This window comes from Paenibacillus kobensis NBRC 15729, from assembly GCF_004000825.1.
Lineage (GTDB): Bacteria > Bacillota > Bacilli > Paenibacillales > Paenibacillaceae > Paenibacillus_T > Paenibacillus_T kobensis.
On record NZ_BILZ01000001.1, the window covers coordinates 86,557 to 101,078 of the forward strand.

Annotated in this window: 14 protein-coding genes; 9 read left to right on the top strand and 5 right to left on the bottom strand. The window is 46.3% G+C overall.

What is annotated here, in order from left to right; all coding sequences use genetic code 11:
- The first annotated feature begins 15 nt into the window (after positions 1 to 15).
- Positions 16 to 1,074 carry a hypothetical protein gene (locus PKO01S_RS00415; RefSeq protein WP_127529306.1) on the top strand — a complete coding sequence of 353 codons (1,059 nt, stop codon included), beginning with the start codon at positions 16 to 18 and terminating at the stop codon, positions 1,072 to 1,074.
- A gap of 250 nt (positions 1,075 to 1,324) precedes the next feature.
- The gene (locus PKO01S_RS00420) at positions 1,325 to 2,320 is read left to right on the top strand and encodes a Gfo/Idh/MocA family protein (protein WP_127529307.1); all 996 of its coding nucleotides are present in this window, start codon (positions 1,325 to 1,327) and stop codon (positions 2,318 to 2,320) included.
- Positions 2,321 to 2,407: 87 nt separating this feature from the next.
- Here the strand turns inward: PKO01S_RS00420 and PKO01S_RS00425 are convergent, their stop codons facing one another.
- The gene (locus PKO01S_RS00425; protein ID WP_127529308.1) at positions 2,408 to 4,555 is read right to left on the bottom strand and encodes a heavy metal translocating P-type ATPase; all 2,148 of its coding nucleotides are present in this window, start codon (positions 4,553 to 4,555) and stop codon (positions 2,408 to 2,410) included.
- A gap of 215 nt (positions 4,556 to 4,770) precedes the next feature.
- Between PKO01S_RS00425 and PKO01S_RS00430 the strand changes: the two genes are divergently transcribed.
- The gene (locus PKO01S_RS00430; RefSeq protein ID WP_164779401.1) at positions 4,771 to 5,451 is read left to right on the top strand and encodes a copper resistance CopC family protein; all 681 of its coding nucleotides are present in this window, start codon (positions 4,771 to 4,773) and stop codon (positions 5,449 to 5,451) included.
- Positions 5,452 to 5,554: 103 nt separating this feature from the next.
- On the opposite strand, the gene PKO01S_RS00435 is transcribed toward PKO01S_RS00430, so the two are convergent.
- On the bottom strand, positions 5,555 to 5,950 hold the full coding sequence (locus PKO01S_RS00435) for a MerR family transcriptional regulator (protein WP_127529310.1): 396 nt from the start codon (positions 5,948 to 5,950) through the stop codon (positions 5,555 to 5,557).
- Between the two features lie 450 nt (positions 5,951 to 6,400).
- Between PKO01S_RS00435 and PKO01S_RS00440 the strand changes: the two genes are divergently transcribed.
- Positions 6,401 to 6,886 carry an RrF2 family transcriptional regulator gene (locus PKO01S_RS00440; protein WP_127529311.1) on the top strand — a complete coding sequence of 162 codons (486 nt, stop codon included), beginning with the start codon at positions 6,401 to 6,403 and terminating at the stop codon, positions 6,884 to 6,886.
- Between the two features lie 68 nt (positions 6,887 to 6,954).
- Positions 6,955 to 7,863 carry an NAD(P)/FAD-dependent oxidoreductase gene (locus tag PKO01S_RS00445; RefSeq protein WP_127529537.1) on the top strand — a complete coding sequence of 303 codons (909 nt, stop codon included), beginning with the start codon at positions 6,955 to 6,957 and terminating at the stop codon, positions 7,861 to 7,863.
- A 137-nt stretch (positions 7,864 to 8,000) separates the two neighbouring features.
- Here the strand turns inward: PKO01S_RS00445 and PKO01S_RS00450 are convergent, their stop codons facing one another.
- A complete protein-coding gene (locus PKO01S_RS00450) occupies positions 8,001 to 8,459 on the bottom strand; it encodes an aegerolysin family protein (RefSeq protein ID WP_127529312.1) in 459 nt (152 codons plus the stop codon).
- A 277-nt stretch (positions 8,460 to 8,736) separates the two neighbouring features.
- On the opposite strand from PKO01S_RS00450, the gene PKO01S_RS00455 reads away from it, so the two are divergent.
- Genes PKO01S_RS00455 through PKO01S_RS00470 form a run of 4 tightly spaced genes read left to right on the top strand, consistent with a single transcriptional unit; the run spans position 8,737 to position 12,537 of the window.
- Entirely contained in the window at positions 8,737 to 9,351 is a 615-nt protein-coding gene (locus PKO01S_RS00455; protein WP_246070405.1) for a TetR/AcrR family transcriptional regulator, read from the top strand.
- 5 nt (positions 9,352 to 9,356) lie between these two features.
- On the top strand, positions 9,357 to 11,051 hold the full coding sequence (locus tag PKO01S_RS00460) for an MFS transporter (protein ID WP_246070406.1): 1,695 nt from the start codon (positions 9,357 to 9,359) through the stop codon (positions 11,049 to 11,051).
- A 32-nt stretch (positions 11,052 to 11,083) separates the two neighbouring features.
- Positions 11,084 to 12,121: an MBL fold metallo-hydrolase gene (locus tag PKO01S_RS00465; RefSeq protein WP_127529315.1), complete on the top strand. Its 1,038-nt coding sequence runs from the start codon at positions 11,084 to 11,086 to the stop codon at positions 12,119 to 12,121.
- A gap of 47 nt (positions 12,122 to 12,168) precedes the next feature.
- Entirely contained in the window at positions 12,169 to 12,537 is a 369-nt protein-coding gene (locus PKO01S_RS00470; RefSeq protein ID WP_127529316.1) for a VOC family protein, read from the top strand.
- A gap of 555 nt (positions 12,538 to 13,092) precedes the next feature.
- Here PKO01S_RS00470 and PKO01S_RS00480 read toward each other — a convergent pair.
- Complete coding sequence (locus PKO01S_RS00480; protein ID WP_127529317.1) at positions 13,093 to 13,509, bottom strand: VOC family protein; 417 nt, start codon at positions 13,507 to 13,509, stop codon at positions 13,093 to 13,095.
- Between the two features lie 272 nt (positions 13,510 to 13,781).
- Entirely contained in the window at positions 13,782 to 14,207 is a 426-nt protein-coding gene (locus PKO01S_RS00485; RefSeq protein WP_127529318.1) for a hypothetical protein, read from the bottom strand.
- Between the last annotated feature and the right edge of the window lie 315 nt (positions 14,208 to 14,522).

Below are 14,522 nucleotides of genomic sequence, written 5' to 3' on the forward strand. Positions count from 1 at the left end.
TAGGGAGTTGACCTTGTGACACCTACCAATCGGATTATGCCTTTTAATGACATATGGCTTGATTGTGTCAATAATAACTTGATGTCGATTCTCATTCGTCATGATTCCTCTTTCAAGAAGCTGCCTTTGACTTTTAAAACGCAGTACTGGAAAAAAATCATCAATCAGAAATTCCCTGAAGACAATTTAGAAAGCTTGCTTCATCAAGGATTAATGCTGCCGAAGGTTCAGTATAACACCGATCAACTCTATCATTATCTTCGCTTTGAGGATCAGCTTCTTGAGCAATCGGATATCCCTTGCCTGGGTGAGATGATTCGAGGAGCCTTAGACAAGAAGCGATATGTCTTTCTCGATGTGGACCGCTTTTTTTATTCCAGTGGAAGAGAAGCGGGAAAAATACATTTTATCCATCCGACCTTTATTCATGGGAAATGTGCGAGTGGGGAGGCATTCACCGTAATTGAAGATTGCTTATCTCCAGGGCGAATGCACGATTATCAAACTCCGCTTGAAGTCATGATGGAGTCTGCCCAATATCTTATTCACAGCGGCAAAAAAGTTAGATTCATTATGGTTTCTGTAGATGAAAGATCGATAAGGAATTTTAACCATGACTTTACAGTTGAGAATTCGTTAATCTCAGAACTGAGAAGCAATTTATTGGATGACACAGTCTTTTATCTTGAGCAATATGGTCTTCATTATCAGTTAGGACTAAAAGCGTTGACCGATTATGTAGAGGATTTCGAAGAAATCGTAGGTCCTTTGAAAGAGACTAGCATATTTGCTTTGAGAAGCAGTTCCTTTGCACAGAATCATAAGAAGAATAACATGCTTTTTAAGTTCCTAGAAGATAAGTCGTCTCATCCAAATCTCTATCAAGAGTTAGCAGGACAAAGTTTGGAACTAAGTCATTTATGGGAAATTTATAGAACTACCGTTATTAAAATGATTGTAACTAATCATGACCAAGCAATCGTAAAAAGCAAACATCAACTCGAAGAGATTGTGAAGAAAGAATACCTTATGGTTCAGACGATGAAAACGGCAACTGAAGTTTGTAACTCTTAAAAACCGACGGAAGTTGGATTATTAAAGCTGAGGTTGGACACTGAGAAACAATCTTATAAAGCAGTGTCAGTGTTTCGAAGTTTTGGCTTTTATGAAATACCCAAATACAATGATAATGATAATGCTGAAATATTTATGGAATTATCCATTGTGTCATAACGAATATAGTTGAACATCAAATTATTACGGTTTGCAAGCGCCTTCAAATCGGTTAAGGTAGAGTTATCTGAGAGGTAAAGGGGAATTCATCATGGCGGAACAACGCATTGTGAAATGGGGCATCATGGGTCCGGGAGGCATCTCGGACAACTTCGCTACGGAGCTGCCGCACGCGCCGGGCGCAGAACTCGTCGCCGTCGCGGGACGCTCGCTCGACAAGGCGCAAGCATTTGCCGAGAAATTCGGCATCCCGCGCGCATATGGCAGCTGCGAAGAGCTCGCGGCCGATCCGGACGTCGAGATTGTCTATGTCGGCACGCTGCACACGATCCACAAAGAGAACGCGCTTACGCTGCTGCGCGGCGGCAAGTCCGTGCTCTGTGAGAAGCCGTTCACAATCAACGCTGCTGAGGCTAGAGAGATTGCGGAGTTGGCCCGCGAGAAGGGCCTATTCCTGATGGAAGCGATGTGGACGCGGTATCTGCCCGCGATCGTCAAGGTGCGGGAGTGGCTGGACAGCGGAGCAATCGGCGATGTGCGCATCGTGAAGGCTGAGTTTGGCTTCGACGCGGGTTGGAATCCCGAAGGCCGGTTGCTGAACAAGGAAAAGGGCGGCGGCACGCTGCTCGACGCCGGTATCTACCCGGTGTCGTTCGCATCGATGGTGTACGGCGGTGAGCAGCCTTCCAATATCGCGAGCACTGTATCGATTGGTGAGACTGGCGTAGACGAGCAGTTCTCGCTGTTGTTCGAATACGGTGGCGGCCGCTCCGCAAGCCTGCATGGCTCGGTACGAGTGTCTATGACCAACGAGGCTGTCATCTACGGCACGAAGGGGCGAATCGAAATTCCGAGATTCCTGTTCGCCAAGGATGCGACGCTGCATGTGAACGGGAATGAGCCGGTCGTATTCAAGCACGAGATCGAGCCGTCCGGCCACTTCTACCAGGCGATCGAGGCAATGGAGTGTCTACGTGGGGGCCGCAAGGAGAGCCCAATCATGACTGTCGACGAAACGGTTCGAATTATGGAGACGCTAGACCGGATCCGGCAGCCGTGGGGACTTAAGTATCCAAGCGAAGCTTAATCGGTTGAGCCGCTACTTCATGCACTAAGTATCTAATGGTTGGATAGAAAACCCCTGGCATGCTAAGAATGCCAGGGGTTTCATTGATTAGGAACACTTTTGAATTAAGATCGTCAGGCTTACCAAAGTCACGAAGATTGTAGCTCCCATGTCAGAGAGGATTGCGATCCAAAGCGTTAGCCAACCAGGGATTGTCAACAATAACGCGATCAGCTTAAGACCTAGCGCCACTCCGATATTGAAACGAATTACGCGATTAACGCGGCGCGCGATCCGAATGGCGGTCGGCAGCTTGCCAAGATGATCCTGCATAAGCACAATATCGGCGGTCTCGATGGCGCTATCGGTTCCTTTGCCCATGGCGATGCCGAGTTGAGAAGAGGCCAGTGCAGGTGCGTCATTGATGCCGTCCCCGATCATACCGACCGTTCCGCGCACGGCCAGCTCTTTAACCTTTGCCACTTTGTCCTCAGGTAGGAGGCTGCCGTAACTTTCGCTTACGCCAACCGCTCTTGCAACTTTCTCGGCCGTCTTCTGATGATCTCCTGTCAGCATGACGGTACGACGGATGCCGCTGCGATGCAGCTCACCGATGACCTGCGCGCTTTCCTCCCGAATCTCGTCCGCGATTCCGAACATCCCCAGAACTTCGCTTTCATCAGCCAATAGGACAAGAGTCAGACCTTCATCTTTTAGACTTTGAACAGCAGATCGAATTTCATCGGTAAAAGGAATATGAGAGATGCTCTTCTCATTGCCAAGCCAGTACTTACGTCCATCGCACACGGCTGTAATTCCTTGGCCGGATATCGTCTCGATCTCATCGGCTTCACTGGATGTGATTCCAAGCCGACTGATTTCCTTCATCACGGCTTTAGCGAGCGGATGTTCCGAAGCCTTCTCGATCGCGCCTGCGATGGAGTAGAATCTCACTTCATCGTAGACGACTGTTTTCTCCACATGGGGCTCACCTTTAGTCAATGTTCCGGTTTTGTCGAAAGCAAGGGTGTCCAATCGTCCAAGTTGTTCGAGGAAAACCCCGCCTTTGACCAAAATTCCGTTCCGCGCATTACGGGTGATTCCAGCAACGATCGCGATCGGGGAGGACAGAATCAACGCGCAAGGGCAGCCAACGATAAGAACAGCTAAGCCTTGATAGAGCCATTCTTGCCAATCGCCTCCTAGAAGAAGAGGAGGGATGAGGATGACCAGAATGGCGACGACGATAATGAGCGGCGTGTAATATTTTGAAAACTTGTTAATGAACAATTCCGTTGGTGTTTTGGTTTCCTGCGCTTCTTGTACCAGATGAAGAATCTTGGCCAACGAGGAGTCCTCATACGCTTTGTCGATGCGGATATGCAGAACGCCTTCGTTATTGATGCTTCCGCCGAATACCGGCTCGCCGCTTGCTTTCTCCACGGGCAATGATTCTCCAGTAATAGCGGCTTCGTTCACAGAACTCTTGCCGCTCGTGACCGTACCATCCGAAGGAATCTTCTCACCAGGTCTAACGATAACGGTATCGCTAACCTTCAGGCTGGCAATAGGGACTATCGTCTCGATGCCATTGTCTACCTTTACGGCTTCTTTAGGAGCAGCTTGCAGCAACGTCTCCATTGACCTGCGGGCTTTGTCCATTCCTATGCCTTCGAGCAGTTCGTTGAGACCGAATAAGATAGCGACAAGTGTCGCTTCCTTCCAATCCCCGATCGTGGCCGCTCCAACAAGGGCGATCGTCATCAAGGTATCGATATTAAATTTGAACTTTGCAAGGTTCTTCAAACCCCGCCAGAAGGTGGAGTAACCGCTTAGAATCGAAGCAACCGCGTATAGGGAGATGGAAACGGCCGCCGATAAGGATCCTTGCGATAGCATGGCCAAGAAATACAGAAGGGTAGAGACGGCCAATAACCCGATCATTTTTTTCGTGCTTCCGCTTCCGTGGTCGTGATCATGACCGTCATTATGACTATGATCATGATCATGGTTGTGATCATGCTCGTTTGAATCCGTATTATTACGTGCCTGTGATGAGCGAGGCTCCAAAGTGGCTCCGTCTGATTTTAAAATGCGTTTGACTTTCTCAAGATCGACATTTTCATCCACCAGTAACTTGCCGGAGTTATAGCTTAGTCTCGCCGTATCCCCGTGCTCAAGCTTTCTGATTTCCTGCTCGAGCTCATTCGTACAATTCGGACAGGACAATCCTTTCACCCGGTGTTCGATCCGCATCGTATCACTGCTCCAATCCAACACTAACATATGAGTATATGTTCATATGATATGCCGAAGATAAAGGTAGTGTCAATCTTTTCTAATGTGAAACAGAGTTCTAATTTTCCCCGGAAACACTTGGGTTTATGTGAACGATATAGCTCTTTCGAGTCATGCCATCCAAACACACGAATGATACGATAAACCATATAGGTAGAAGGAGCTGCGATATTTTGAAAAAAGCGTCTTTGTTTTTATCAATTATGATGTTCATCATGATGTTGTTTCCAGCGTCTGTATTGGCGCATACGGGACTCCTGAGCGCGTCCCCAGATGAATCGGAGAAAGTGGGTAAGCCCGTTACTGAAATTCGTTTGACATTCGGTACTAAGATTGAATCGATCAGTACCATTAAAGTAACGGACGAACAGGGGACAGAAGTAGGGGTAAAAGTAGAGACAGATAAAGATTCCATGACGGGGTCGTTCGAACAGCCGCTTGAGAATGGCCGCTATTCGGTTGAATGGCGCATTATAGGGGAAGATGGTCACGCGATAAAGGATACATACTCCTTCACCGTTGCAGTGCCTGAGCCGGAGATAGCTCCAACACCTGAACAAGAGCCATCAGAAGACACTCGACCTTCTCAGGAGAATGCAGCCAATACCGAGCAGACAGGCGGATCTGAAGTTACTGGTGACATGACTAATGAGACAGATGAGACAGGAGATTCAGTGAGTAATAATACGGAAGTTCCAACCGCGGATCAGAACGATTCTTCCGAAACCATAATTAGTTCGTCATCCTCTTCATTCTCGATGAGTACCAGTACAATTATTGCAATTGCAGTGTTGGTATTATGTTTAGTTATAGCAGTGTTTGGCATGAACTCGATTCGAAAAAGGAATAAATAGAATGAACTCTCTGTTGGAGTCCGCGGAATACGCGGACTTTTTTATTTTCTCACATTAATTGTTGATCTAGAGGTGAACAGTTTCATCCATCATTCCGTCACCTCTAGCACGAGCCTTCGTTTTCTATTTTATCCTTGCATTCCGACCAAGTAAGGCATTTACAGCTTAAGCCACTGTCCAGGATCTGTATCATCGAATTCAGCTGTCTCTTCCGTTCTTCAAGTTCGGACCGTTTTTGCTTAGCCATCAGCTCCCAACGATCCGATAAAGAATCGCTTGGTTCAAATCCTTCAAACAGAATCGTGATTTCCTGAATACTGAATCCTGTTTGTTGAGCGATTTTAATAAAATTAATGCGCTCTAATAGCCCTTCGTCATATCGGCGTTGACCATTTTTACGCTCAGGAGCAGGGAGAAGACCAACGGATTCATAATAACGCAGTGTAGAGGCGTTAATATTTGCCTTTGCCGCGAGCTGACCAATACTCAGTCCGGCCATAGATACACCCCCTTGACTTAAAGCTAACTTTAAGTTTTATGATTGCATTATAACTTTGCTGGAAGGTGATGTAAATGAAAAAAGGGAGTTGGCTCGTTGGTTTGGGACTATTAGGAGCATGCGCTTTGTGCTGCACGCTGCCGCTGATTGGAGGTCTAGCTGTTATAGGACTATCCTCCATCTTTTTGAATCCGATTGTTATGGCAGGTGTCGCGCTTCTATTCATCGTTGCGGCCATCTTGATTTATCAAAGACGAAAAGCAGGTGGCACTTCTTGTATGTCAACTGGATGCAGCTGCAGTTCTTGCAAGACGAAAGGAGCATAATGATGCGTACAGTATGGTTATCATCCGTTAAACTTGATGCCCCAACGCAATTTGAAACTGAATCCTCTATCATGGACATCAAAGGTCTATAATGATTATAATACTAAGAAGGGAGGAGAGAAATTTGCAATTCTCCAAAAGCACAGATTATGCCCTGCATGCTCTAGTTCATCTGGGAAACTCGGAGCGTTGCAATAACGTCGGGATAAAGGAATTAGCCGGGGCACTTGGCGTTTCCGAAAGCTATTTATCCAAAATCATGTCCAAACTGAGGCAGGATGGAATCGTACGTGCTGTGACAGGGGTGAATGGCGGCTACGAACTTGCAAGGTCGGCGGATCAGATTACGTTCCTTGATGTCATTCAAGTGATTGAAGGTAGACAGCAGCTATACGAATGCTCGAATACGAGCTCGCGGCAGCATCAATTCTTAGCGGAAGAGGCGGCTGTGCAGCCGGATCAGAAACGTCTGAATGAGAACGTATGTTTGATCGAAAAGGTTATGTATGGTGCGGAACAGCAACTGTACCAATATTTACGGGGGCACACGATCCAGTCGGTATTGGATGAAGCTTTCAAGCGTTGGACCCATAAGGAAGACAAGAAGTGATACACTTCTTGTGCTTTAATTATGGATAATATAGATCCATTACGGAGGAGATTTTAGATATTATGAGAATGGAAAATGAACTTTTAGATGTGACCATTATTGGAGGCGGACCGGGTGGATTGAACGCCGCCTTGGTGCTCGGGAGGGCAAGAAAAAAGGTAACGATCATCGATGAAGGACGTCCACGCAACGCGGTAACTCGTGAGGTTCACGGATTTCTTACCCGCGACAAAATTACTCCGCATGAGTTTAGGCGAATTGCGAAAGAAGAAATTAGTAACTATCCCTCCGTATCATTCGTAGCGGACACCGTGGTGGCGATCACGGGAACTGACGGCCAGTTTCAGATTGAGACTGTGCAAGGACAAACTTTTGCAAGCAAAAAAGTTCTGTTTGCTGTTGGCATGAAAGATGAGCCGCTCGATATTCCAGGACTGAAGGACGTATATGGAAAAAGCGCTTTTGTTTGTCCGTATTGCGACGGTTGGGAGTTAAGGGATCAGCCGCTTGTCATCATTAGGAGGGGAGCTGAGCTTTTGCATTTTGCTGCACTCATATCCGGATGGACGGACCGCTTTACCGTCTGCACGAATGGACCTGATGAACTGACTGATACTGAGCGGAAGGAGCTCCGACGGCATCAAGTGCCCCTGTTCGACTCTCCGATCAGGAACATTGACTCCAGCGACGGGATCGTGCAGCAAGTCGTTCTTGCAGACGGGACGATCGTCCCATGCACGGGGATATTTTTCAAACCGGAGCTGATTACGGGATCGGACTTGCCGCGAATGATCGGATGTTCCATTACGGAATGGGGCGCTGTCGTAGTCGATGACTTCGGCAAAACGAACGTTCCTGGTGTCTATAGCGCTGGGGATGCAGCATCGCGAATGCATCAGGCCATTGCTGCTGCCTCGATGGGCGCCTTTGTTGCTGCGGCCATCAATAATGAGCTAAGTATAGAAGCTTGGGGGTGAAAAGGATGAGTAATTTGAACAATAGTAAGGAGGTTACCATACGAGTCCAAAGATAAAAACAAAGGCAGCCGAACATATATTCGGTTGCCTTTTTTTGGTTCATTGACACTTAAGCAGATGCTTCTATGGCGTATGTATTAATACTTTCTGCGTGAATAAGGCGGCTTGCTGCTATCCCAAATCCGAATATGTGCTCGTCCGATAGCCGTTCCATAGTGCCTGACTTCGCCATAATAATTATGATTTCCAGAATAGAAATCGAAGCGGAAGTGGGAGTCGTTGTTTTTCTTAAGCTCGGACTTGTTGTAATGTTCGCCCAATGGGCAGTCCCAGGTGTAAGTCGCTATCCAATTGTTATCAGAATCGAACAGTTCGAAGCTGCCTTGAGGACCGGACGGCGACCAGTCGCGGCCGCAAGCGCAGAACCACATGTTAGTGCCTGCTTTAACTACAGTTCCTTCCATTTCATTGACCGGAATCTCATGGTCTTTATTGCCGAATTTATAGAGCTTACCCCATTCTACCTTCACATTTCGGATCGTGACATCGGCATTGTAGTTTTCGATCGACAATTCCACAAACATACTATAAGCCACTAGCAAAACCTCCAATTAATGATAGCTAGGCTGAATATGAGCTGCACCGTAGTAACGGTGTCATACAGCTTATCTCCTAATTATACTAGTTTGTATCACGTAGAAATAGTAATTTTGTCGTATTATGGTGAATACTGCGTTGAGTAAATGAGGAGCGAATCAAATGTTGGAATGAATAGGTTAGTGTTTACATTACAACTAGTTTTTAGAATTTTATTGACCGACTGACGGTCGGTCAACTATAATTAAAAAAAATTAGAAAGAGATGTGATGATTGGTGGTCAGGACACGTGACGAAGGACTTAACGAAATTATAGAAACGGCTGAACGTCTGTTTCTGGAGAAAGGTTTCGACAATACAACGGTTCAGGATGTTGTGCAACGAATGGGCATTGCAAAAGGAACGTTTTATCATTATTTCAAATCGAAAGATGAGTTAGTGGATCACGTCCTTCAGCGTTACTCCGATCGCCTTATTCACGTAATGGAAATGATTGCAGGTAACAGTCAAATCGATGCAGTTCATAAATTGGAACAGATGGCCCAATCTTTTATTTATTTTGAAGGATGGAATAGCGACCTCATGCGTTACATCCATCAAGATCAAAGACTAGTGCTGAATCATTTGTTTGAAATCCGATGTAATAACGAGATTAGGCCTCTTGTTCAATCTGTTATCGAAGAAGGTGTTGAGGCTGGCTTGTTCAATGTGGAATTCCCAAAGCAAACCGCTTTTATGATCGTCGCGGCATTTGACTGCATTTTTGACGACGGCAGTCTGCGAACGGGTATTTTCGATCCAGAGGTTCTTGCTGCGATGGAAGATTTCTTGAATCGCTTACTAGGGGCGAAACACAAATTTAATTTATCTGAGGGAGGTGGCGGCGAGTGAACAATATGAGTAGGGGTAGAACGATTCTCACATTTATTGGAATTATCCTTGGGTATTTTATCGCACTGCTGGATACGACGATTGTGAATATTGCATTGCCGAAAACGGCTGAATACTTTAATCGTGATGTGAGTGATATTAGTTGGATCATGAATGGTTACAATATAGCATTTGCGGTGTTGATGTTAACAGCTTCGCGCATAGCGGATCAATTTGGCCGTAAAAAGCTTTTTCTTATTGGGCTCATTTTGTTTACGTTAACTTCTTTTTTGTGCGGAATCGCATCAACACTTGATTTACTCATTATGTTCCGTGTGTTGCAGGGCTTAAGTGCGGCCATTATTGTACCGGTCACCATTCCGCTGGCCATTCAATTATTTCCGAAAGAAAAACATGGCGCTGTTCTAGGGATTTGGGGAGCAATTGCGGGTGTGGCTAGTGCAAGCGGGCCAGCACTAGGTGGGATTTTGACCGAATACTTCAGTTGGCAGTCTGTATATTTCGTAAATCTTCCGATTGCTCTCGTTTCGTTTGTCTTTTCTTACATTTTATTAACAGAGTCTTACGACAAGACCGCTAGCAAAAACATGGATTTTGCTGGGATGTTAACGATTTCGGCCGCCATTTTCTGCTTTACATTAGGATTAATAGAGACATCGGATTATGGTTGGAGTTCCTTCTACGTCTTATCGTTATTCGCAGGATCATTACTATCACTTACATTGTTTATAGTTGTTGAAAGAAGATCCAAAGATCCGATGCTCCCCTTGTCATTGATGCGCATTTCAACCTTCAACGCTTCTTCCACTGCACTATTATTTACTTCGATTGGAACCGCTGCTGGAAGTTTTCTAATCGCCTTTTACTTAACGAGTTTACGTGATATGTCTGTCCTTGAAGGGGGAATGACGATTATTGCAAGTTCTCTGACTGCAACGGTATTTTCGGTCGTTTCCGGGCCGATGTCTGCAAAAGTAGGCGGCCGCTTTTTGGCAAGTCTCGGTTTGACCTTGATCACCGCAGCGGTTTATTTGTTTGGCAGCCTTGATGCGGATTCGACTCGCTTGGATGCACTGTGGCGGCTTTCTCTGTTAGGTGCAGGGCTTGGTATATCGGTTGTGCCGCTGTTTGGTTCAGCTGTTAATAACATTCCTGCCGACAAGCTTGGCATCGTGTCAGGAGTTACCAATGTGGCTCGTACACTCGGGATGGTAATCGGTGTCGCTTTATTAGCTACGATGCTGAGCAGTAATATGAAGAACGAACTTTCAACTGCGCGTGACAAAGTTATACTAACGATTCAAGCTTCCGCACTTGATGCATCTGTGAAAGACGGAATGATTGCAAGTGTTCAATCCATGGACAGTGAATCGCTGCAAGAAGGAAACGCTCAGCGACAGATGACATTAGAGAAAGTTATGGAACAGGTCGATCAACGTGAAACTGAAGCACTTCTTCAAGCACCAAGTGAAGAGCAGGAAACGGTAAAAGCCGCTTTTGATCTTAATCGAGAACAGATTAATCAGTTGTGGCCAACTATCCATGCTGAAATACGATCGTATATGGCAAAGGGATTTAGCTCAACTTTTCATCTGGTTAGTTTCTTGCTTATTCCAGGCATTATCATCGCTTACTTCTCGGATAAACGAAGGCAAAAGGTCAAAGGTGAAACCAAGAGAACGGCTGCCATTTCACATTAAATTCGCGCAAAATGAATATGAGGAGAAAACAGATGGACGATTGGAACCGATCTAGGCGGGACAAGAACGGCAAATTCCAGAACGAAATCCCAGTGATCGTGAAATTCTCGGCAGGAGACCTTGTAGCCATGCTTCGTGAATTCCTATCCGCTAAGACCCAGAGAAGGCCGAAGCAGCCGCTTCCTATCGTCCCCCTTCAGCGCGGCACGCTAAGCGACGGAAAGGACAAGATCTTGTGGTTCGGTCATTCGGCTTCCTTGCTGCAGATTGGAGGCATAACGATCCTGCTTGATCCGATGCTTGGCAAGAACCCGTCGCCGCTTCCTTTCTCCCGCAATCGCAGATTCAGCGTCAAGCTGCCTTTTACAATCGAGGAACTTCCTCCGATCGATATCGTTGTTCTGTCGCACGATCATCACGATCATCTGGATTCTTCCTCTATCCGCAAGCTTATTCCGAAAGCAGGCATTTTCCTCGTTCCGCTCGGAGTCGGCAAGAGAATCCGGACAAGAGGGGCGTCGTCCGATTCCGTCATTGAGCTGGATTGGGGAGAAGAACGGATCGTTCAGGGTATTCGCTTCACTTGCACGCCGGCGAGACATTTCTCGGGAAGAGGGCTGTTCGATCAGAATTCCACCCTATGGTGCTCGTGGGTCATCAAGACAGAGAAGAGAAGTCTCTTCTACAGCGGGGACGGGGGATACGGTCCTCACTTTAAGCGAATAGGCCGTCAGCACGGACCGTTCGAACTGGCCTTTATGGAATGCGGGCAATATATGGAAGTCGGGCAATATGACAAGCGGTGGAGCGGGGTACATATGCTTCCGGAGGAGACGGTACAAGCGCATCGAGACGTTCAAGGAGGAGTTCTGCTGCCCGTACACTGGGGAGGGTTCGCTTTGGCGCTGCATGATTGGAATGAACCTCCAAGAAGGTTGTCGGCTGCAGCTGAAGAGCAGGGCGTTCCATACCATATACCTAGAATCGGCGAAGCGGTCTATCTGGATCAGATTCCTCTATCTCCACAGAGGGATATATGGTGGCAGGACCTGGAAAGAAGTGTGGGCTAAGGAATCCATTAGCGGTCTATAGTCTGTTTAAGTCTAGGAGGTGTGTAATGAAGGTCAAACGAATCGTTGCCAATATTAATACGAAGGATATCACGGCAGCCAAATGCTTCTACCAAGATGTGCTCGGCCTAGAATTAATGATGGATCATGGTTGGATCAGAACTTATGGTTTAAACGAGGAGATGAGTATTCAAATAAGTTTCGCCTCACAGGGCGGCTCAGAAACGGCTACGCCTGATCTATCGATTGAAGTCGATGATGTCGATGCTGCATTAGAGGGCATGAAGCGATATGGTTTTCCGATAGAATATGGGCCTGTTGATGAGCCTTGGGGCGTTCGACGATTCTATGTCCGCGACCCGTTCGGTAAGCTTATCAACATTCTCACTCATGTGGACAATGATACTCTGGTATAACGGCCAAATCGTATGAACATTAGGAAGTGAAGTGATAATTCAACTATCGTTCGTAGAGTTAGTTGACAGAAAAGGAAAGCAGCTTACCGCAGTAAGACTGGGAAAGCTGCTATGTGGAATACATGGTCATCAATTATTAATTCATCATGAGTTTTTTCTTTTCTTATCCATTATTTCTTCTGTCTCAGCCCATATCAAATAACCAAGACCAAGAATTAATGCAAGAACACTTAGTGTAACAAGACGATCTCCAACGCTTGATAACAAGGCTTTAAATAACTCAGTAGACCAAGTTTCCATGCTTGATCCATAGATGGCGGCACTAATGTATTTTGCGATGTACAATAGAGCAGCAATTAAAATAAAAACGGAACCTGTACCACGCTTTGAAATATTAATCTCTCCTTACTTAATTAATAGAATATAGGAAACCAACTATGCCAATCATCTCGCTAAATTTCCAAAGGAATAATAAATCATCGCGAATAAGACGCTGGTGAAGATGCCCGGCGTCTTATTTATTGAATCCTAGTACGAGCGTGCTCTCCGTTAGCCTTAACCCTGTGCCGCATCCATGTTCATGCAGTTAATCGCCCATAGATGGCCATCCAAGTCCACGAAGCCCCAGTGATATATGAACCCATGATCTTCAGGTTCAGCGTGCAATTTCCCGCCCAAGGAGACTGCAGTATTCACGATTACATCGACCTTTTCCCGGCTCTCGAAGGCCAATGCGATCGTCATCTGTGCATACTTGCTCGTATCGACGGATTCCTTATCCGTGAGCGTATTAAAGAATGCTTGATTGATCAGCATGATCTGCAGGTTGTCGCCGATCACGATGGCTACTGAATTCTCATTATCAGGGAATTGCGGGTTGAGCTCAAATCCGAGTCCGGTGAAGAACGCTCTCGATTGTTCTACGTTTTTTACAGGCAGGTTGAAGCTCGTGAATGCGGACGTTAATGCCATTTTCAAAACACCTCTTCATCAAATTAGTTTGTATTCTTTTATGCCTTCGTTTATATAGACGACAGCCGATCTGGGAATTCATCGGTCCATTAAAGATCTTAAAGTGTTAAACCCTGAAGTCCGCGGAGATCGCGGGCTTTTCGACAAGCAGCCGACCTGTAATTTATAGAACGACGATAGACCTGCAGCGATGCTGCAGGTCTATCGTATGATCAATGGTTAAACGAAAGGGGAGGGTCCTTGCTGCAAATTTCCCGCTGCTGTGCGGAGATTTACGGCTGCTTTACGATATAGGTGACAGCATCATCGAGGTAGGTGTAGCTGCCTGTGGCAGCTTGATAAGCATACGTTTTAACGGTAAGTTTGATTGTCGTGCCGAGAGGGAGCAGATTATACTCTGCAGTTGGTACATCATACAGGACATATCCTCCCCCCTGTACCGTAGCGATGAGTCCCGTGCTATGAATGATCTGGCCGGTTGCTGCATTCTGATAGACGAGCTTGAAATGCGTGAGCGGGTCGCCGGAATGGTTGAATACGATATCTTCGATTTCCCCTAGCCCAGCCGGGCTAGCCGCAGTGCCGCGCGGATTCACAAAATCCGTCGCTCCGCTGGCAAATGCGACTGCGGTGCCGCCCAACGACAAACAGATTACGAGCATGAACATGAGCAGACTGTGTACCGATACTTTTCTCACTAGAATTCGCCTCCTTATTCTTATTCGGGTTCGGACCTTACTCCCACTTAAACCAAATTATCCCACAAAAAGATGCGTAGAGTATATGATACCATCCGATCAAAAAGTCGTGACCCTTCACCTACAGGGTGGATATGATGCCGAATTGAATCCGAACGAATACGAGTTTCATAGACAATTTAGTGAAGCGGAAGCATAGCTCAGCAACAGGTTGCAAATTGAAGTTGAGATCGCTTGCATAGAGGAAAAAGCGATACTTTTTTTCATCCAATGTCGAAATCGCCTCTGCTCAACCGACTTATATTGGAGTACGCA